At 56.3% G+C, this 20,597-nt stretch carries 17 protein-coding genes and 1 other annotated feature; of the genes, 15 read left to right on the top strand and 2 right to left on the bottom strand.

What is annotated here, in order from left to right; translation table 11 throughout:
* The first annotated feature begins 116 nt into the window (after positions 1–116).
* The 4 genes from thrL to thrC all read left to right on the top strand — a co-directional run bounded on the left by thrL (position 117) and on the right by thrC (position 4,954).
* Complete coding sequence (gene thrL / locus SB719_RS11720) at positions 117–188, top strand: thr operon leader peptide (RefSeq protein ID WP_071669149.1); 72 nt, start codon at positions 117–119, stop codon at positions 186–188.
* Positions 124–246, top strand: a sequence feature (Thr leader region). Its footprint overlaps the gene before it by 65 nt.
* A gap of 26 nt (positions 247–272) precedes the next feature.
* Positions 273–2,735, top strand: a complete 2,463-nt coding sequence (gene thrA / locus SB719_RS11715) for a bifunctional aspartate kinase/homoserine dehydrogenase I (protein ID WP_314687156.1) — start codon at positions 273–275, stop codon at positions 2,733–2,735.
* Positions 2,736–2,737: 2 nt separating this feature from the next.
* The gene (gene thrB, locus SB719_RS11710) at positions 2,738–3,667 is read left to right on the top strand and encodes a homoserine kinase (RefSeq protein ID WP_065650183.1); all 930 of its coding nucleotides are present in this window, start codon (positions 2,738–2,740) and stop codon (positions 3,665–3,667) included.
* Between the two features lie 3 nt (positions 3,668–3,670).
* A complete protein-coding gene (gene thrC / locus SB719_RS11705) occupies positions 3,671–4,954 on the top strand; it encodes a threonine synthase (RefSeq protein ID WP_065650182.1) in 1,284 nt (427 codons plus the stop codon).
* 293 nt (positions 4,955–5,247) lie between these two features.
* Here the strand turns inward: thrC and yaaA are convergent, their stop codons facing one another.
* Entirely contained in the window at positions 5,248–6,024 is a 777-nt protein-coding gene (yaaA, locus tag SB719_RS11700) for a peroxide stress protein YaaA (protein WP_313066671.1), read from the bottom strand.
* A gap of 214 nt (positions 6,025–6,238) precedes the next feature.
* On the opposite strand from yaaA, the gene tal reads away from it, so the two are divergent.
* The 6 genes from tal (at position 6,239) to nhaA (ending at position 14,047) form a co-directional block, all read left to right on the top strand.
* Positions 6,239–7,192 carry a transaldolase gene (gene tal / locus SB719_RS11695; protein WP_065650179.1) on the top strand — a complete coding sequence of 318 codons (954 nt, stop codon included), beginning with the start codon at positions 6,239–6,241 and terminating at the stop codon, positions 7,190–7,192.
* A gap of 123 nt (positions 7,193–7,315) precedes the next feature.
* A complete protein-coding gene (gene mog / locus SB719_RS11690) occupies positions 7,316–7,903 on the top strand; it encodes a molybdopterin adenylyltransferase (protein ID WP_065650178.1) in 588 nt (195 codons plus the stop codon).
* A 105-nt stretch (positions 7,904–8,008) separates the two neighbouring features.
* Positions 8,009–9,310, top strand: a complete 1,302-nt coding sequence (locus tag SB719_RS11685; protein WP_412159252.1) for an MFS transporter — start codon at positions 8,009–8,011, stop codon at positions 9,308–9,310.
* 252 nt (positions 9,311–9,562) lie between these two features.
* Positions 9,563–11,473 carry a molecular chaperone DnaK gene (gene dnaK, locus SB719_RS11680; RefSeq protein WP_065650176.1) on the top strand — a complete coding sequence of 637 codons (1,911 nt, stop codon included), beginning with the start codon at positions 9,563–9,565 and terminating at the stop codon, positions 11,471–11,473.
* A gap of 102 nt (positions 11,474–11,575) precedes the next feature.
* Positions 11,576–12,718, top strand: a complete 1,143-nt coding sequence (gene dnaJ / locus SB719_RS11675; protein ID WP_065650175.1) for a molecular chaperone DnaJ — start codon at positions 11,576–11,578, stop codon at positions 12,716–12,718.
* 150 nt (positions 12,719–12,868) lie between these two features.
* Positions 12,869–14,047, top strand: a complete 1,179-nt coding sequence (nhaA, locus tag SB719_RS11670) for a Na+/H+ antiporter NhaA (RefSeq protein WP_412159251.1) — start codon at positions 12,869–12,871, stop codon at positions 14,045–14,047.
* Between the two features lie 106 nt (positions 14,048–14,153).
* Here nhaA and rpsT read toward each other — a convergent pair whose 3' ends face one another.
* Entirely contained in the window at positions 14,154–14,417 is a 264-nt protein-coding gene (gene rpsT, locus SB719_RS11665; protein ID WP_039382484.1) for a 30S ribosomal protein S20, read from the bottom strand.
* A gap of 320 nt (positions 14,418–14,737) precedes the next feature.
* Between rpsT and ribF the strand changes: the two genes are divergently transcribed.
* The 5 genes from ribF to ispH all read left to right on the top strand — a co-directional run bounded on the left by ribF (position 14,738) and on the right by ispH (position 20,494).
* Positions 14,738–15,676: a bifunctional riboflavin kinase/FAD synthetase gene (gene ribF / locus SB719_RS11660; protein WP_292975407.1), complete on the top strand. Its 939-nt coding sequence runs from the start codon at positions 14,738–14,740 to the stop codon at positions 15,674–15,676.
* Positions 15,677–15,703: 27 nt separating this feature from the next.
* Positions 15,704–18,523: an isoleucine--tRNA ligase gene (gene ileS, locus SB719_RS11655; protein WP_065650172.1), complete on the top strand. Its 2,820-nt coding sequence runs from the start codon at positions 15,704–15,706 to the stop codon at positions 18,521–18,523.
* Positions 18,523–19,020, top strand: a complete 498-nt coding sequence (gene lspA / locus SB719_RS11650; RefSeq protein ID WP_065650171.1) for a signal peptidase II — start codon at positions 18,523–18,525, stop codon at positions 19,018–19,020. The genes ileS and lspA overlap by 1 nt, the downstream gene beginning before the upstream one ends.
* A 69-nt stretch (positions 19,021–19,089) precedes the next feature.
* Entirely contained in the window at positions 19,090–19,560 is a 471-nt protein-coding gene (gene fkpB / locus SB719_RS11645) for an FKBP-type peptidyl-prolyl cis-trans isomerase (RefSeq protein WP_065650170.1), read from the top strand.
* Entirely contained in the window at positions 19,541–20,494 is a 954-nt protein-coding gene (ispH, locus tag SB719_RS11640; protein ID WP_292975415.1) for a 4-hydroxy-3-methylbut-2-enyl diphosphate reductase, read from the top strand. The genes fkpB and ispH overlap by 20 nt, the downstream gene beginning before the upstream one ends.
* Positions 20,495–20,597: the final 103 nt, after the last annotated feature.

The raw sequence follows: 20,597 nt of genomic DNA, 5'->3' as shown, positions 1-20,597 counted from the left end.
GCAGCACTGCCCGGCTGCAGGTTCACCCGCAAAAGACAAATTCGTTGACTTAACGTGTGCTTTGCTTTACTTCTGGAAGGCAGACGGACAAGACAAAGACAGACAGAAAAATCTTAATGCGTAACGACAGCCTGAACACCACAACAATTATTACCACCACCATTACCACAGGTAACGGTGCGGGCTGACGCATACAGGAAAAAATAAAAAAGAAGCCCGCACCTCAACAGTGCGGGCTTTTTTTTCGGCAAAAATTCAGGAGAGCTTTAATCATGCGAGTGCTGAAATTCGGCGGAACCTCAGTAGCCAACGCAGAGCGTTTTCTGCGCGTGGCGGACATTCTGGAAAGCAATGCGCAGCAGGGACAGGTTGCCACCGTGCTCTCTGCACCCGCAAAAATTACTAATCACCTGGTAGCGATGATTGAAAAAACCATCAGCGGCCAGGATCCCCTGCCGAATATCAGTGACGCTGAGCGCATTTTTGCCGATCTCCTGCAGGGACTCGCGGCGGCCCAGCCGGGGTTTGACGTTGATCGCATGAGCACTTTTGTTGCGCTGGAGTTTGCTCAGCTGAAGCAGGTGCTGCACGGTATCAGCCTGCTGGGACAGTGCCCGGATGCGGTCAATGCGGCTATCATCTGTCGCGGCGAAAAGCTGTCGATTGCCATTATGGAAGCGCTGCTGCAGGCGCGTGGTTATCCGGTAACCGTTATCGATCCGGTTGAGAAGCTGCTGGCCGTGGGGCACTACCTGGAATCCACCGTGGATATTCCTGAATCCACCCGCCGTATCACCGCCAGCCAGATCCCGGCCGATCATATGATCCTGATGGCGGGCTTCACCGCCGGTAATGAAAAGGGTGAGCTGGTGGTGCTGGGGCGTAACGGTTCCGACTATTCGGCTGCCGTGCTGGCCGCCTGTCTGCGCGCTGACTGCTGCGAAATCTGGACCGATGTTGACGGGGTCTACACCTGCGATCCGCGCCAGGTGCCCGATGCGCGCCTGCTGAAGTCGATGTCTTATCAGGAAGCGATGGAGCTCTCCTACTTTGGTGCCAAAGTACTGCATCCGCGCACCATTGCACCGATCGCACAGTTTCAGATCCCCTGCTTAATTAAAAATACCGCCAATCCGCAGGCGCCCGGCACGCTGATTGGCGGCGAAGGCGGTGATGATGAGAATCCGGTTAAAGGCATTACTCATCTTAACAATATGGCGATGTTTAACGTCTCCGGTCCCGGAATGAAAGGCATGGTGGGCATGGCCGCGCGCGTATTTGCCGCGATGTCACGTACCGGCATCTCCGTGGTGCTGATCACACAATCCTCCTCTGAATACAGCATCAGCTTCTGCGTGCCGCAGAGTGAACAGGCGCGCGCACGGCGCGTACTGGAAGAAGAATTCCATCTTGAGCTGAAAGAGGGTCTGCTCGATCCGCTGGATGTGCTGGAGCAGCTGGCGGTGATTTCAGTAGTAGGCGACGGCATGCGTACGCTGCGCGGCATTTCCGCCAAATTCTTTTCAGCGCTGGCGCGCGCCAATATCAATATCGTGGCGATCGCCCAGGGCTCTTCCGAACGCTCAATTTCTGTTGTGGTAAGCAATGACGATGTGACTACCGGCGTACGCGTTGTGCATCAGATGCTGTTTGCCACCGATCAGGTGATTGAAGTGTTTGTGGTCGGCGTGGGCGGCGTGGGCGGTGCGCTGCTCGATCAGCTGCATCGCCAGCAGGCGTGGCTGAAAGGCAAACATATCGATCTGCGTGTCTGCGGGATCGCGAATTCACGCGCGCTGCTGACCAATGTCCACGGTATCGATCTGAGTGACTGGAAAGGCGCGCTGAGTGAAGCGCGTGAGCCGTTTAACCTCGGACGTCTGATCCGGCTGGTAAAAGAGTATCACCTGCTCAATCCGGTGATCGTCGACTGTACCTCCAGCCAGGCGGTGGCCGACCAGTATGCAGACTTCCTTGCAGAAGGTTTCCATGTGGTGACGCCTAACAAAAAGGCGAACACCTCCTCGTGGAATTACTACCAGCAGATGCGGGCTGCCGCCGCCAAATCGCGCCGCAAGTTTCTTTATGACACTAACGTCGGCGCCGGTCTGCCGGTGATTGAAAACCTGCAGAACCTGCTGAACGCGGGTGATGAGCTGATTAAATTTTCCGGCATTCTCTCCGGCTCGCTCTCTTTTATCTTCGGCAAGCTGGATGAGGGAATGTCGCTGTCGCAGGCGACTACGCTGGCGTGCGAGATGGGCTTCACCGAACCCGATCCGCGTGACGATCTGTCGGGAATGGATGTGGCGCGCAAGCTGCTGATCCTGGCGCGTGAGGCGGGCCATCAGCTGGAGCTGAGCGATATCAATATCGAACCGCTTCTGCCTGCGAGCCTGACTGAACTGGCGGATGCGGATCAGTTTATGGCACGTCTGCCGGAGCTGGATAACGCCTTTGCAGCACGCGTCGCTCAGGCGCGCGACGAAGGCAAAGTGCTGCGTTTTGTCGGAGCGATTGCAGAAGATGGACGCTGCAGCGTTAAGATTGAGGCGGTAGACGGTAACGATCCGCTGTGCAAAGTGAAAAACGGTGAAAATGCGCTGGCGTTCTATAGCCGCTACTATCAGCCAATTCCGCTGGTGCTGCGCGGGTATGGTGCAGGGAATGATGTTACCGCAGCGGGCGTATTTGCCGATCTGCTGCGTACGCTGTCGTGGAAGTTAGGAGTTTAATAATGGTAAAAATTTATGCACCGGCCTCCATTGGCAACGTCAGCGTTGGCTTTGACGTGCTGGGGGCTGCGGTGTCGCCGGTGGATGGATCGCTGCTGGGCGATTGTGTGGCCGTCGAAGCGGCCGATCGTTTCAGCCTTGTGAATCGTGGTCGCTTTGTCAGCAAACTGCCTGACGATCCTAAAGAAAATATTGTTTATCAGTGCTGGGAGCGTTTCTGTCAGGCAATCGGCAAAGAAGTGCCGGTGGCGATGACGCTGGAAAAAAATATGCCGATCGGCTCCGGTCTCGGCTCCAGCGCCTGCTCGGTGGTAGCGGGTTTAATGGCGATGAACGAATTCTGCGGCAAGCCGCTCAGCGATACCGCGCTGCTGGCGCTGATGGGCGAGCTGGAAGGGCGTATTTCCGGCAGCGTTCACTATGACAATGTGGCTCCCTGCTTCCTGGGCGGCGTACAATTGATGATTGAAGAGCAGGGGATTATCAGCCAGCAGGTGCCCTGTTTTGATGAGTGGCTGTGGGTTATGGCGTATCCCGGCATCAAGGTTTCGACCGCGGAAGCGCGGGCGATTCTGCCGGCGCAATATCGTAAGCAGGATGTGATTAAGCATGGCCGCCTGCTGGCGGGCTTTATCCATGCCTGTCATACCCGGCAGCCGCAGCTGGCGGCTAAGCTGATGCAGGATGTGGTGGCTGAACCGTACCGCACTAAACTGCTGCCAGGGTTCGCCGCAGCACGGCAGGCGGCAGCCGACATCGGCGCGCTGGCCTGCGGTATCTCGGGCTCTGGCCCGACGCTTTTCGCTGTTTGCAATGAGAGGGCAACGGCGCAGCGGATGGCAGACTGGCTGAGCCAGCACTATCTGCAGAATGAAGAAGGCTTCGTCCATATCTGCCGTCTTGATACGGCTGGCGCACGTAAACTGGGATAACGTATGAAACTCTATAATCTTAAGGATCACAACGAGCAGGTCAGCTTCTCACAGGCAGTGAAACAGGGGCTGGGCTCGCAGCAGGGGCTGTTCTTTCCACTGGAGCTGCCGGAATTTGAACTGACTGACATCGATGCGATGCTGGAGATGGACTTTGTCAGCCGCAGCAGCAAAATCCTGTCTGCTTATATCGGAGATGAAGTCACCCCGCATCAGCTGGCTGAGCGGGTCAAAACGGCCTTTACGTTTCCGGCTCCGGTGGCGAAGGTCAGCGAAGATATCGCCTGTCTGGAGCTGTTCCACGGCCCGACGCTGGCGTTTAAAGATTTCGGCGGCCGCTTTATGGCGCAGATGCTCTCCTACGTTTCTGGCGCAGATGAGCAGATCACTATCCTGACCGCCACCTCGGGTGATACCGGGGCCGCCGTGGCACACGCCTTTTACGGTATGGAAAACGTGCGCGTGGTGATCCTCTATCCGCAGGGCAAAATCAGCGCCCTGCAGGAAAAACTGTTCTGCACGCTGGGTGGCAATATTGAAACTATCGCGATTGATGGCGATTTCGATACCTGTCAGTCGCTGGTTAAGCAGGCGTTTGATGACGAAGAGCTGAAAAAAGCGATTGGCCTTAACTCCGCTAACTCCATCAACATCAGTCGTCTGCTGGCGCAGATCTGCTACTACTTTGAGGCGGTCGCACAGCTGCCGCAGGAGCAGCGCAATCAGCTGGTGGTCTCGGTACCCAGCGGTAACTTTGGCGATCTTACCGCCGGCCTGCTGGCAAAATCGCTCGGTCTGCCAATCAAACGGTTTATCGCCGCAACCAACGCCAATGACACCGTACCGCGCTTTCTCGGCAACGGGGCCTGGCAGCCGAATGCCACCGTGGCTACCCTGTCAAACGCCATGGATGTCAGCCAGCCCAATAACTGGCCGCGCGTGGAAGAGCTGTTCCGCCGTAAAACCTGGCGTCTGACCGATCTCGCTTACGGTGCGGTTTCTGATGAGACGACGCAGGCCACGATGCGCGAGCTGGCCGATCTGGGTTATCTCTCCGAACCGCACGCGGCCATCGCTTATCGTCTGCTGCGCGATCAGCTGCAGGAGGGCGAGTATGGATTGTTCCTCGGCACGGCGCATCCGGCGAAATTCCGCGAGAGCGTAGAGGAGATTCTGGGACAGACGCTTACGCTGCCGCAGGCGCTGGCCGATCGTGCCGATTTGCCGCTGCTGTCTCACCAGATGCCGGCAGAGTTTGCCGCACTGCGCAAATTTCTGCTGCGGTAACAGAGCGGAGCATATTCATGGCAGCCAGTGGCGCATAAACACGCCAGGGGCGCATAAATGCGCCCCCTACGGATATCCCATCCCCCTGTAGGGGCGCCATTCATGGCGCCCGGGTTGATACGCGTATAAAACGTGATGACGCCATTCATGACGCCCGGGTTGATGCGCGTGCGAAACGTGATGACGTCATTAATGACGCCCGGATTGATGCGCGTACGAAACGTGATGACGCCATTCATGACGCCCGAACTGATGTGCACACGAAACGTGATGACGTCCCGGCATAAAACGATTTATGCCTGCTGCTGGCGCTTGAACACCAGCTCATTCCCCTGGCTGGCTGCCGCATCAAAACGGTATCCCTCCACGTCAAACTGCTTCAGCTGTTCTGCCTCTGTCAGACGATGCTCAATCACAAAACGGCTCATCAGCCCGCGCGCTTTTTTGGCGTAAAAACTGATGACTTTATAGTGTCCATCTTTTTCATCCAGAAACACCGGCTTCACCACATCGGCATCAAGTTTCGCCGGCTTTACTGCCCGGAAATATTCGTCTGAAGCAAGATTGATCAACACCCGATCGCCCTGCGCCTGTAGCGCACGATTCAGCGTTTCCGTAAGCGTATCGCCCCAGAAGCTGTAGAGATCGCGGCCAGCCGGATTGGCCAGGCGGGTACCCATCTCCAGCCGGTAGGGTTGCATCAGATCCAGCGGCCGCAGCAGGCCATACAGGCCGGAGAGCATACGCAGATGCTGCTGGGCAAAATCAAAATCCGCTTCACTAAAACGTTCCGCCTGCAGGCCGGTATACACGTCACCTTTAAATGCCAGAATAGCCGGACGCGCATTTTCCGGCGTAAAGTGCGGCTGCCACTGGTTAAAGCGATCGGCGTTCAGGTGCGCCAGCTTGTCGCTGATACGCATCAGCGAAGCGATATCAGCCGGAGAGAGGGCGCGCGCAACGTCAATCAGCTGCTGCGATTTTTCCAGCAGCTCAGGCCGGGTAAAGCGGGGGGTGGCAAGCGGGCTCTCATAATCCAGCGTTTTCGCGGGTGAAATCACCATCAGCATACCGGGTCTCCTTGTGCGCCTGCTTAAATATCAGGACATTAACGGAAAATTTATTGCGCGGAGTGTATCAAAAAAGCGGCATCAATCGGCAAATCGCTCCTATTTGTTAGCGCTATCGTAAAGGGCACGCCACGATGTTGCGCCGCTGATTGCGCGTGATATTATCGATTCAGCCTTTTATACCCTGACAGTCAACTAAAGAGAAAAGAGAACCATGACGGATAAACTTACTTCCCTGCGTCAGCTGACTACCGTGGTCGCCGACACCGGTGATATTGCAGCGATGAAGCTCTATCAGCCGCAGGATGCCACCACGAACCCTTCCCTGATCCTCAACGCTGCCCAGATCCCTGAATACCGCAAGCTGATTGATGAAGCGATCGGCTGGGCGCGTGAGCAGAGCAGCAACAAGGAAGAGCAGCTGGCGCTGGTCTCTGACAAACTGGCTGTCAATATCGGGCTGGAGATACTCAAACTGATCCCGGGCCGTATTTCAACAGAAGTGGATGCACGTCTCTCCTACGATACAGAAGCGAGCATCGCGAAGGCGCGCAGCCTGATTAAACTCTACAACGACGCGGGCATCAGCAACGATCGCATTCTGATCAAGCTCGCTTCAACCTGGCAGGGCATCCGCGCGGCGGAGCAGCTGGAAAAAGAAGGGATCAACTGTAACCTTACGCTGCTGTTCTCCTTCGCGCAGGCACGCGCCTGTGCGGAAGCAGGCGTCTTCCTGATCTCTCCTTTCGTGGGCCGTATTCTCGACTGGTACAAGCAGAACACCGATAAAAAAGAGTATGCGCCGCATGAAGATCCAGGCGTGGTCTCCGTGTCTGAAATCTACAGCTATTACAAACAGCATGGCTATGAAACCGTGGTGATGGGAGCCAGCTTCCGTAACGTGGGCGAAATCATCGAACTGGCGGGCTGCGACCGTCTGACTATCTCTCCGGGCCTGCTGAAAGAGCTGGCTGAGAGCGAAGGCAGCGTTGAGCGCAAGCTGAGCTACAGCGGTGAGATCAGCGAACGTCCGGCGAAAATGACCGAAGCGGAGTTCCTGTGGCAGCATAATCAGGATCCTATGGCGGTCACTAAGCTGGCGGAAGGTATCCGCAACTTTGCCGTTGATCAGGGCAAACTTGAAAAGATGCTTACTGAACTGCTGTAAGCCTGACGCCGTGGCGGTACCTTGCCGCCACGGTATTACGCATTTCTCTGCTCTGCGCTTTGTATTATCCTTTCTGCATCTCTCTTTTTTTGCCGCCACGCGGCTAACCACAGCGATACTCTTATGGACACTTTACGCATTGGATTAATTTCCGTTTCCGATCGCGCAGCAAACGGCATTTATCAGGATCAGGGCATTCCGGCCCTGGAGAGCTGGCTCAGCGGTGCACTGGCAACGCCCTTCGAGCTGGAGACACGTCTGGTACCGGATGAACAACCGATGATTGAGCAGGCGATCTGCGAGCTGGTGGATGAACGCTTCTGCCATCTGGTGCTGACCACCGGCGGTACCGGGCCGGCACGACGTGACGTAACGCCGGATGCGACGCTGGCGGTAGCGGATCGCGAAATGCCCGGCTTTGGTGAGCAGATGCGTCAAATCAGCCTGCAGTTTGTTCCCACCGCCATTTTGTCACGGCAGGTGGGGGTGATCCGCAAACAGTCGCTGATCCTGAATCTGCCCGGTCAGCCGAAATCGATCAAAGAGACGCTGGAAGGGGTAAAAGCGGAGGATGGCAGCGTCAGGGTGCCCGGAATTTTTGCTGCAGTGCCTTACTGCTTACAGCTGCTGGAAGGACCGTATATCGAGACGCATGCGGCAGTGGTAGCAGCATTTCGCCCGAAAAGCGCACGGCGTGAGACAAACCTCTGAAAATAAGGCTTTTCAGGCATAAAATTCAGCCTTGCTGGCGTGGTGCGGGTTTGCCGGTATAGTAACGTCTGCCCTACCTTTTCCGGCTCTGGATACCGCACCGTTATGGACTCGCTCACCTCGCATCGACTTAACCGGCAGGATTATAAAACCCTGTCGCTGGCTGCCCTTGGCGGGGCGCTGGAATTCTACGACTTCATTATTTTTATCTTCTTTGCTGCCGTTATTGGCGAACTTTTTTTTCCGCCGGATATGCCTGACTGGCTGCGTCAGGTGCAGACGTTCGGCATTTTTGCTGCCGGCTATCTGGCGCGCCCTTTGGGCGGCATTGTCATGGCGCACTTTGGTGACAAAGTTGGCCGGAAAAAGATGTTCAGCCTGAGCATTCTGCTGATGGCGCTGCCGACGCTGGCGATGGGCGCACTGCCCACCTATGCGAGCATCAGTATTGCTGCGCCGCTGCTGATGCTGCTATTGCGGATGCTGCAGGGCGCGGCTATCGGCGGTGAAGTCCCGGGCGCCTGGGTATTTGTTGCCGAGCACGTGCCGGAAAAGCGTACCGGCTTTGCCTGCGGCACGCTGACCGCAGGGCTCACCGCCGGTATTCTGCTGGGTTCGCTGGTGGCAACGCTGCTTAACACGGCCTTTTCTCCGGCGGAAATGCGTGATTATGGCTGGCGACTGCCGTTCTTTCTCGGCGGTATGTTTGGCCTGCTGGCGATGTACCTGCGTCGCTGGCTGCATGAAACGCCGGTGTTTCAGCAGATGCAGCAGCGTAAAACCTTGTCTGAACGGCTGCCGCTGCAGGCTATTTTGCTGCACCACAAGCGCAGTATCGCGATCTCAATGTTGCTGACCTGGCTGCTCTCCGCCTGCATTGTTGTAGTGATTTTAATGGCGCCTGCACTGATGCAGAAGCAGGGCGTACCGGCTGCGCTGAGCCTGCAGGCTAACAGCCTCGCCACGGTGATGCTGCTGATCGGGTGCGTGCTGGCAGGCTGGATCGTGGATCGCGCGGGTGCGGCGCGTACACTGATAGCGGGATCGCTGCTGCTGGCTTTCTGCAGCTGGCACTTTTTCCAAAACACCGGCAGCGCGCCGCAGATGCTGTTCTTCTGGTATGGCGTAGCGGGGCTGAGCGTCGGCGTAGTAGGCGTGGTGCCGTTTGTGATGGTGCGGGCTTTCCCGGCAGCGGTGCGTTTTACCGGGATCTCGTTCTCATACAACGTTGCTTACGCGATTTTTGGCGGCCTGACGCCCATCAGCGTGACGCTGATGATGCAGCTGACCCCCATGGCACCGGCCTGGTACGTGCTGGCGCTGGCCGCTATCGGTACAGGCGTTGGCTGCTGGCTCTGGCGTGATGCGCGTCAGACCACGGTGCACTCCTCCCGCTCATTATCCTGATCGTGCCACGGCGGGGCAGTGCTGCTCCGCCGCTGGTGTTGTACATTTTCCCGCCATTTGCCCCGTTGGGGTAAAAGAATCGAAATATTTTTTGCTTTTAACCCTTGATGCGCATCGAAGCGGCCCCATTTACTTGTCATCGGGCGTTGTGAAGCAGCAAAAAGCCTGCAGACGCAGTTGAAAGTGGCGGTAACGACCACATCTCTGCATCACAACCCAATTTGACAAAGAATTTACGTGGGAGACGTTTAGATGGGTAAGATTATTGGTATTGACCTGGGTACAACCAACTCTTGTGTGGCGATCATGGACGGCGGCAAAGCACGCGTCCTGGAAAACGCTGAAGGCGATCGCACCACGCCGTCAATTATTGCGTATACCGCAGATGGCGAAACGCTGGTAGGTCAGCCGGCTAAACGTCAGGCAGTGACCAACCCGCAGAATACCCTGTTTGCTATTAAGCGCTTAATTGGCCGCCGCTTCCAGGACGAAGAAGTACAGCGTGATATCAAAATCATGCCGTACAAGATCACAGGTTCTGACAACGGTGATGCCTGGCTGGACGTGAAAGGCCAGAAAATGGCACCGCCGCAGATCTCTGCTGAAGTGCTGAAAAAAATGAAGAAAACCGCGGAAGATTTCCTCGGTGAAGCGGTGACTGAAGCGGTCATTACCGTACCGGCTTACTTCAACGATGCACAGCGTCAGGCGACCAAAGATGCAGGCCGTATTGCAGGCCTGGATGTTAAGCGCATCATCAACGAACCAACCGCAGCAGCGCTGGCGTACGGTCTGGACAAAGGCCAGGGCAACCGCACTATCGCGGTTTATGACCTGGGCGGCGGTACTTTCGATATCTCTATCATCGAGATCGACGACGTTGATGGCGAAAAAACCTTTGAAGTTCTGGCAACCAACGGTGATACCCACCTGGGTGGTGAAGACTTCGACAGCCGCCTGATTAACTATCTGGTAGCCGAATTCAAAAAAGACCAGGGTATCGATCTGCACAACGATCCGCTGGCTATGCAGCGTCTGAAAGAAGCGGCTGAGAAAGCAAAAATCGAGCTCTCTTCTGCGCAGCAGACCGATGTTAACCTGCCATACATCACGGCAGATGCAACCGGTCCTAAGCACCTGAACATCAAAGTGACGCGTGCGAAACTGGAATCTCTGGTAGAAGACCTGGTCACCCGCTCCATTGAGCCGCTGAAAGTGGCACTGCAGGATGCTGGCCTGTCAGTTTCTGACATCAACGATGTCATCCTGGTGGGTGGTCAGACGCGTATGCCAATGGTGCAGGCGAAAGTAACCGAGTTCTTCGGCAAAGAGCCACGTAAAGACGTGAACCCGGATGAAGCCGTAGCGGTCGGTGCTGCCGTGCAGGGTGGCGTACTGGCAGGTGATGTAAAAGACGTTCTGCTGCTGGACGTAACGCCGCTGTCGCTGGGTATTGAAACCATGGGCGGCGTCATGACCGCGCTGATCAGCAAGAACACCACTATTCCGACCAAGCACAGCCAGGTGTTCTCTACTGCTGAAGACAACCAGTCTGCCGTGACCATTCACGTGCTGCAGGGTGAGCGTAAACGTTCCGGTGATAACAAATCGCTGGGTCAGTTTAATCTCGACGGGATCCAGCCTGCACCACGCGGTATGCCGCAGATCGAAGTTACCTTTGACATCGATGCCGACGGTATTCTGCATGTGTCAGCGAAAGATAAAAACAGCGGTAAAGAGCAGAAGATCACCATTAAAGCCTCTTCTGGTCTGAACGAAGACGAAATCGAAAAAATGGTGCGTGACGCGGAAGCGAACGCTGAATCTGACCGCAAGTTTGAAGAGCTGGTACAGACGCGCAACCAGGGCGACCAGATTGCGCACAGCACCCGTAAGCAGCTGGATGAAGCAGGCGACAAACTCTCTGCAGAAGACAAAGCACCTATTGAAGCTGCACTGACTGAGCTGAATACCGCGCTTAAAGGCGAAGACAAAGCGGCTATTGAAGCGAAAATGCAGGCGCTGATGGAAGTCTCCGGCAAGCTGATGGAGATGGCACAGCAGCAGGGCCAGGCAGACGCAGCGGACGCTGGTGACGCGTCAGCACAGAAACAAGATGACGTGGTTGACGCTGAGTTCGAAGAAGTTAAAGATAAAAAATAATTGCCCCTGACCGGGCGCGACGGCTGGCCTGACAGCCGTTGAAACCAGCACGGGCGTAGGAGTTTCTCCACGCCCGTGCAACTATGTTAAGGGCAGAACAAAATGGCTAAGAGTGATTTTTACGAGATCTTAGGCGTCTCAAAATCGGCTGATGAGCGTGAAATCAAAAAGGCTTATAAGCGCCTGGCGATGAAATATCACCCGGACCGCAATCCGGGCGACAAAGAAGCCGAAGCAAAATTTAAAGAAGTGAAGGAAGCGTACGAAATTCTGACGGATGCACAGAAGCGTGCGGCCTATGACCAGTATGGTCACGCAGCCTTTGAACAGGGCGGCGGTGGCGGCGGCTTTGGTGGTGGTGGCTTCGGCGGCGGTGGCGCAGACTTCAGCGATATCTTTGGCGACGTATTTGGCGATATCTTTGGCGGCGGTCGCCGTCAGCGTGCATCACGCGGTGCCGATTTACGCTACAACATGGAGCTGACGCTGGAAGAAGCGGTACGCGGCGTGACCAAAGAGATCCGCATCCCGGTACTGGAAGAGTGCGATGTCTGTCATGGCAGCGGTGCCAAAGCAGGCACGCAGCCGCAAACCTGTCCGACCTGCCACGGCGCGGGTCAGGTGCAGATGCGTCAGGGCTTCTTTACTGTGCAGCAGGCGTGTCCGACCTGTCACGGCCGCGGCTCGGTCATCAAAGATCCGTGCAACGCCTGTCATGGTCATGGACGCGTTGAGCGTCAGAAAACGCTGTCGGTGAAAATTCCGGCGGGCGTGGACACCGGCGACCGCATTCGTCTGAGTGGCGAAGGGGAAGCGGGCGAGCATGGCGCACCAGCGGGCGATCTCTACGTTCAGGTCTCGGTGAAGAAGCACCCTATCTTTGAGCGTGAAGAGAATAACCTCTATTGCGAAGTGCCGATCAACTTCGCGATGGCGGCACTGGGCGGGGAGATTGAAGTGCCCACGCTGGATGGCCGTGTGAAGCTGAAGGTGCCTGCTGAGACCCAGACCGGCAAGCTGTTCCGCATGCGCGGCAAAGGCGTAAAATCAGTGCGCGGCGGCGCCGTTGGTGACCTGCTGTGCCGGGTGGTGGTGGAAACGCCGGTCAGCCTGAATGATAAACAGAAAGCGCTGCTGCGCGAGCTGGAAGAGAGCTTTGGTGGCCCGAGCGGTGAAAAGAACAGCCCGCGTTCAAAAAGCTTCTTTGACGGCGTGAAGAAGTTCTTTGATGACCTGACGCGTTGATTCAGCGCCAGGGTTGCAGACGAAAAGCGGAGAGGTGACTCTCCGCTTTTTTATTGATTTTAAACTGGCGTAAAGACGCGGCAAGCGGCTTTTATCACAGGGTTAACGCGGTTACACTCCTTAACAAATTGTTTTTGCTCAGGAGGAGTTGTGAATAAGCCCCGTTCGATTAAAACGTTGCTGAAAAGCTTTATAGAAAGTGATGCCAGCAACGGCATGATATTAATCCTCGCTGCGGTCGCGGCCATGATTCTGGCGAATAACGCAGAGACAGCCGCTGGCTATCAGAACTTTCTCGCTGAGCCGGTGCAGATCCGCTTTGGCGCACTCGATATCAGCAAGAACCTGCTGCTGTGGATCAACGATGCGCTGATGGCGCTGTTCTTTCTGCTGATCGGTCTGGAAGTGAAACGCGAATTAATCAGCGGCGAGCTGGCCAGTCGCGATCGCGCGATTTTTCCGGTCATTGCTGCCCTTGGCGGTATGGTTGCTCCGGCGCTGATTTTCCTGTTTTTCAATCATGACAATGAGATTGCGCGCAACGGCTGGGCGATCCCGACCGCGACCGATATCGCATTTGCTCTGGGCGTGCTGGCACTGCTTGGCAGTCGTGTTCCTCTGGCGCTGAAGGTGTTCCTGATGGCGCTGGCCATCATCGACGATCTCGGCGCGATTGTGATTATCGCACTCTTCTACACCAGCGATCTCTCTGTGCTGTCACTGAGCGTGGCGGCAGCGGCGATTGTGGTGCTGGCCATACTTAATCGCTGTGGCGTGCGGAATATCGCCGTCTATATGCTGGTCGGGATGGTGCTGTGGACGGCTGTACTGAAATCAGGCGTGCACGCCACGCTGGCAGGCGTGGTAGTCGGCTTCTTTGTACCGCTGGAAGAGAAAGAGGGGCATTCACCGGCAGAGCATCTGGCGCACGGTTTGATGCCGTGGGTGAACTGGCTGATTCTGCCGCTGTTCGCGTTTGCTAACGCCGGGATTTCACTGAGTGGTATCACCTTTGGTGATGTGTTCTCACCAGAGCCGCTGGGGATTATTCTCGGGTTGCTGATTGGTAAACCGCTGGGTATTACGCTGTTCTGCTGGCTGGCCGTAAAACTGCGTCTGGCGGCGCTGCCGGGCGGGACAACGATACGCGATATCATGGCCATAGGCGTGCTGTGCGGTATCGGCTTTACCATGTCTATCTTTATCAGTTCGCTGGCCTTTGACGCCGCGCATGAAGAGCTGGTGACCTTCTCGAAACTGGGTATTCTCAGCGGCTCGCTGCTGTCAGCGGTGATTGGCTATACGCTATTGCGCGTTAAGCTGCGTTAACCGGAGAGGAGGCGTCAGCCTCCTTTTTACGCTGCCGGCAAACGACAGGCATAAAAAAACCGGCTATAAGCCGGTTCTTTCTACAAAGCGATAAACAGACAGGCGATTAAGCCAGTTTGTTGATCTGAGCCACCAGGTTTGCTTTATGGCGTGCAGCTTTGTTTTTGTGGATCAGACCTTTAGCAGCCTGACGGTCCACGATTGGTTGCATTTCGTTGAATGCGTTCTGCGCAGCAGCTTTGTCGCCGGTTGCGATAGCCGCGTATACTTTCTTGATGAAAGTACGCATCATAGAACGGTTGCTCGCGTTATGCTTGCGACGTTTCTCAGATGTTACGGCGCGTTTCTTAGCTGATTTGATATTAGCCAAGGTCCAACTCCCAAATGTGTTCTATATGGACAAATCAAAGGCCGAGGACTATGCCTTTTGCGCCTTCTTTTGTCAATGGATTTGTGCAAATAAGCGTCGTTTTAACCACGACACCCGCTTACGTAATTGATGGCGCAAGATTCTACCAGCAACCCCGCGCTGAATACAGTATTTCGCAACAAATTTCTTCAGTACGTGCGGTGATTTGTCGCTAAACAGCGGGCCAGAGGGCGCTTCAGCGCAGGAAAGGCGTGTATACGGGTTAACCTTAGCGCTATTCAAGGGTATAATCCGCCGATTTCCACCGGTTTGAGTCAGCCATGAAGTTAATCCGCGGTATTTATAATCTGAAACAGCAGCATCGCGGCTGCGTTCTGACCATTGGTAATTTCGATGGCGTGCATCGCGGTCATCAGGCACTGATGGCGCAGCTGATTGCCGAAGGACGTAAGCGCAATCTGCCGGTGGTAGTGATGCTGTTTGAACCGCAGCCGCTGGAGCTGTTTGCCGGCGAAAAAGCCCCTGCTCGTCTGACGCGGCTGCGTGAAAAACTGAGCTGGCTGCAGCAGGCCGGCGTTGATGCCGTGCTCTGTATCCGGTTTGATCGTCAGTTTGCAGCCTATCCGGCCCAGCGCTTTATCAGCGAGCTGCTGGTGGAAAAACTCGACGTGCGTTTTCTGGCGGTGGGCGATGATTTCCGCTTCGGCGCTGGTCGCGAAGGGGATTTCCTGTTATTACAGAAAGCGGGTGCGGAGTATGGCTTTGAGGTCATCAGCACTCAGACCTTCTGCGACAGCGGCAAGCGCATCAGCAGTACCGCTGTCCGTCAGGCGCTGGCGCAGGATGACTTTGCGCAGGCGCAGCAGCTGCTTGGCCATCCCTTCAGCATTTCAGGTCGCGTGGTGCACGGTGATGCACTGGGCCGTACCATAGGTTTCCCGACCGCTAATTTGCCGTTGCGCCGCGCGGTGACGCCGGTTAAGGGCGTGTTTGCCGTGGAAGTGCTGGGGCTGGGCGCACAGCCGGTGCCGGGCGTCGCCAACATCGGTACTCGCCCGACGGTAAAAGGTTTACGTCAGCAGCTTGAAGTTCATCTGCTTGACACACATATGGATCTCTATGGCCGCCATATTGAGGTGGTGCTGAAACAGAAGATCCGCGACGAACAGCGCTTTGCCTCGCTGGATGCGCTGAAAGAACAAATTGCAAAAGATGTGGTGACAGCCCGCCAATTCTTTGGGCTACAAACACCGGTTTAATGACCGACAGACGGAATCGAGAATCTGATGAGTGACTATAAATCTACCCTGAATTTGCCGGAAACGGGGTTCCCGATGCGTGGCGATCTGGCCAAACGCGAACCGGGCATGCTGCAGCGCTGGTATGATGACAATCTCTACGGCATCATCCGCGCCGCCAAAAAAGGGAAAAAAACCTTTATCCTGCATGATGGCCCTCCGTATGCAAACGGCAATATTCATATTGGTCACTCTGTTAACAAGATTCTGAAAGACATTATTGTTAAGTCGAAAGGCATGGCGGGATACGATTCGCCCTATGTCCCGGGCTGGGACTGCCACGGCTTACCCATTGAGCATAAAGTTGAGCAGATGATTGGCAAGCCGGGCGAGAAAGTCAGCGCGGCAGAGTTTCGGGCCGCCTGCCGCAGCTATGCTGCCGAGCAGGTAGAAGGGCAGAAAAAAGATTTTATTCGCCTTGGCGTGCTGGGTGACTGGGATCGTCCCTATCTGACCATGAACTTCCAGACCGAAGCCAATATCATTCGTGCGCTGGGTAAAATCATCGGTAACGGCCATCTGCATAAAGGCGCGAAGCCGGTGCACTGGTGCATGGATTGCCGTTCAGCGCTGGCGGAGGCGGAAGTTGAGTATTACGACAAAACCTCTCCCTCTATCGATGTGATGTTTAACGCGCTGGATGCCGATGCGGTGCGATCCGCCTTTGGCGTTAGCACCTCTGAGGGGCCGGTTTCACTGGTGATCTGGACCACCACGCCGTGGACCATGCCTGCTAACCGCGCAATTTCACTGCACCCGGAATTTGAATACCAGCTGGTGCAGATTGACGGTCGCAGCCTGATCCTCGCTAAAGACCTGGTGGAGAGCGTGATGAAGCGCGCCGGCATCAGCGAGTGGCAGGTGCTGGGCGAATGCCAGGGCGCAGCGCTGGAGCTGCAGCTGTTTCAGCATCCGTTCCTGACCCAGGTTCAGTCAAAAGTGGTACTGGGCGAGCACGTTACGCTGGAAGCGGGTACCGGTGCGGTGCATACCGCGCCAGGACACGGTCCGGACGACTACGTCATTGGTCAGAAATATGGTATTGAGACCGCTAACCCGGTAGCACCCGATGGCACCTATCTGCCGGGCACATACCCGTCGCTGGATGGCGTCAATGTCTTTAAAGCTAACGACATGATCGTTGAACTGCTGAAAGAGAAGGGTGCGCTGCTGCACGTGGAGAAACTGCTGCACAGCTATCCGCACTGCTGGCGCCACAAAACGCCGATTATCTTCCGGGCAACACCGCAGTGGTTTATCAGCATGGATCAGCAGGGGCTGCGCGCGCAGTCGCTGAAAGAGATCAAAGGCGTGCAGTGGATCCCGGACTGGGGCCAGGCGCGTATCGAAGCCATGGTCGCTAACCGTCCTGACTGGTGCATCTCGCGCCAGCGCACCTGGGGCGTTCCTATGGCGCTGTTCGTGCACAAAGAGAGCGAGCAGCTGCACCCGGACACGCTGGAGCTGATGGAAAAAGTGGCACAGCGCGTGGAGCAGGATGGCATTCAGGCGTGGTGGGATCTCGATCCGCGCGAGCTGATGGGCGATGACGCCGATCTTTACGTGAAAGTGCCGGATACGCTGGATGTGTGGTTTGACTCCGGATCAACCAGCTTCTCAGTGGTCGATGCACGCCCGGAGTTTGAGGGACACGCGCCGGATATGTATCTGGAAGGCTCCGATCAGCATCGCGGCTGGTTTATGTCCTCCCTGATGATCTCCACAGCGATGAAAGGCAAAGCGCCTTATCGCCAGGTGCTGACTCACGGTTTTACCGTGGATGGTCAGGGCCGCAAGATGTCAAAATCGATCGGCAACACCGTGGCGCCGCAGGACGTAATGGATAAGCTCGGCGCAGACATTCTGCGTCTGTGGGTCGCCTCTACCGACTACTCCGGCGAAATGGCGGTATCGGATGAGATTCTGAAACGTGCGGCCGACAGCTATCGCCGTATCCGCAACACCGCACGCTTCCTGCTGGCCAATCTGGCAGGCTTCAATCCGGCCACTGATTGCGTCACGCCGGAAGAGATGGTCGTGGTCGATCGCTGGGCGGTAGGACGCGCGCTGGCGGCGCAGCAGGATATCGTTGCTTCCTATGAGAACTACGATTTTCATGAAGTGGTGCAGCGCCTGATGCACTTCTGCTCTATTGAGATGGGTTCGTTCTATCTTGATGTGATTAAAGATCGTCAGTACACGGCGAAAGGCGACAGCCTGGCGCGTCGCAGCTGTCAGACCGCGCTGTGGCACATCGTGGAAGCGCTGGTGCGCTGGATGGCGCCTGTCATGTCCTTCACCGCCGATGAGATTTGGGGTCACCTGCCGGGCGAACGCGCGCAGTATGTCTTCACCGAAGAGTGGTATGACAATCTGTTCGGCCTTGCGGCAGATGAGCCGATGAACGATGCATTCTGGGCCGATCTGCTGAAAGTACGTGGTGAAGTCAATAAAGCGATTGAGCAGGCGCGCAGCGACAAGCGCATCGGTGGTGCGCTGGAGGCGACGGTCACGCTCTATGCGGAACCTGAGCTGGGTGCGAAGCTGCAGGCTCTGGGCGACGAGCTGCGTTTTGTGCTGCTGACGTCGGGTGCCACCGTAGCTGGCTATGCAGCGGCGAGTGACGACGCGCAGCAGAGCGATCTGCTGAAAGGGCTGAAAATTGCCCTGCATAAAGCAGCAGGCGAGAAGTGCCCGCGCTGCTGGCACTATACTACCGACATAGGCCAGAATCCGGAGCACGCCGACGTGTGCGGCCGCTGTTATTCCAACGTAGCCGGCGACGGTGAAGTACGGAAATTTGCCTGATGACTAAACTCAGTTCAACCGGACTGCGCTGGATCTGGCTGGTGCTGGTGGTGATCGGCATCGATATGGCCAGCAAGCTGTGGGTCATGAACAATATGATGCTGCATGAAACGCAGCCGCTGATGCCGTTTCTGAATCTGTTCTACGCGCATAACTATGGCGCCGCGTTCAGCTTCCTGGCGGATAAAGGTGGCTGGCAGCGCTGGTTCTTTGCCGGTATTGCCGTGGCGATTGTTGTGGCGCTGCTGGTGATGATGTACCGCAACCGCGCCAGCAACAGGCTCAGCAATATCGCGTATGCGCTGATTGTTGGCGGTGCGCTCGGTAATCTGTTCGATCGCGCCTGGCACGGTTTTGTCGTCGACTTTATCGACTTTTATGTCGGTAACTGGCACTTCGCCACCTTCAATATCGCTGACTGCGGCATCTGCATCGGCGCGGCGCTGGTCGTGCTGGAAGGGTTTTTCAGCCCCAATGGCAAAAAAGCAACATCCTGACGTCTGCTGCCTGCACGCCGGTAACGGGTGCAGGCGCGGGCATGATGAAAGAGAGAGTAAGGGTAACCGATGACAGAGACAGTTCAGCCCGATAGCGCGCTGCTGGTGCATTTCACGCTAAAGCTGGAGGATGGCTCCACCGCCGAATCCACCCGTGCTAACGGCAAGCCTGCGCTGTTCCGTCTGGGTGACGGCAGCCTGTCGGCGGCGCTGGAGCGCGAGCTGCTGGGGTGCAAAGCGGGCGATCAGCTCGCCTTCACGCTGGCACCGGAAGATGCGTTTGGCGCCAGCAGCCCGGATCTGATCCAGTATTTTTCGCGCCGCGATTTTATCGACGCGGGCGAGCCGGAAATCGGCGCAATCATGCTGTTCAGCGGCATGGGCGGCAGCGAGATGCCTGGCGTGATCCGCGAAATTTCCGGTGACTCAATTACCGTAGATTTCAATCATCCGCTGGCGGGGCAGCCTGTCCGGTTTGATATTGAAGTCCTTGAGATCGACCCGGCGCTGGAGGATAACAATGCAAATCCTGTTAGCTAACCCGCGCGGCTTCTGCGCCGGTGTGGATCGCGCTATCAGCATCGTTGAGCGGGCGCTGGAGATGTATGGCGCGCCAATCTATGTGCGTCACGAAGTTGTGCATAACCGGTATGTGGTGAGCAGCCTGCGCGAGCGTGGCGCGATCTTTATCGAAGAGATCGGTGAAGTGCCGGATGGTGCCATTCTGATCTTCTCAGCACACGGGGTTTCGCAGGCGGTGCGCGCCGAAGCAAAAGCGCGCGATCTGACGATGCTGTTTGATGCCACCTGTCCGCTGGTGACGAAAGTCCATATGGAAGTGGCGCGTGCCAGCCGCAAAGGGGTTGAAGCGATCCTGATCGGTCACGCCGGTCATCCGGAAGTCGAAGGCACCATGGGGCAATACAGCAATCCCAATGGCGGCATGTATCTGGTGGAGTCTCCGGAAGATGTGTTTAAGCTGACCGTCAAAGATGAGAGCAACCTCTGCTTCATGACGCAGACGACGCTGTCAGTTGATGACACGTCAGATGTCATTGACGCCTTACGTCAGCGCTTCCCGGCCATTATCGGACCGCGTAAAGATGACATCTGCTATGCCACCACCAACCGGCAGGAAGCGGTACGCGTGCTGGCACAGGACGCTGAAGTGGTGCTGGTGGTCGGTTCAAAAAACTCCTCTAACTCTAACCGGCTGGCTGAACTGGCACAGCGTGCGGGTAAGCTGGCAAAGCTTATCGACTCAGCGGACGATATTCAGGAGGAGTGGGTAACCGGCGTAGAGTGTATTGGCGTCACGGCAGGTGCTTCTGCGCCCGATATTCTGGTACAGCAGGTGATCCAGCGCCTGCGCGAACTCGGTGGTGAAGCAGCCATTGAGCTGATCGGCCGCGAAGAAAATATCGTATTCGAAGTGCCGAAAGAGCTGCGCGTTGACGTGCGTAACGTGCAATAAGCGCTTCGCATTTTATACCGTCTCAGGCCGACATTGTTCGGCCTTTTCTTTATGTACGGCGGCATGCCTCGTCACAACCAGCCGCCGGGATTGTTTTTACTGA

It is taken from the genome of Pantoea sp. SIMBA_079, from assembly GCF_046940275.1.
Taxonomy (GTDB): Bacteria; Pseudomonadota; Gammaproteobacteria; order Enterobacterales; family Enterobacteriaceae; genus Pantoea; species Pantoea borealis.
The sequence above is the reverse complement of the archived record's forward strand: the minus strand, read 5'-3'. Positions and strand labels throughout refer to the sequence as shown.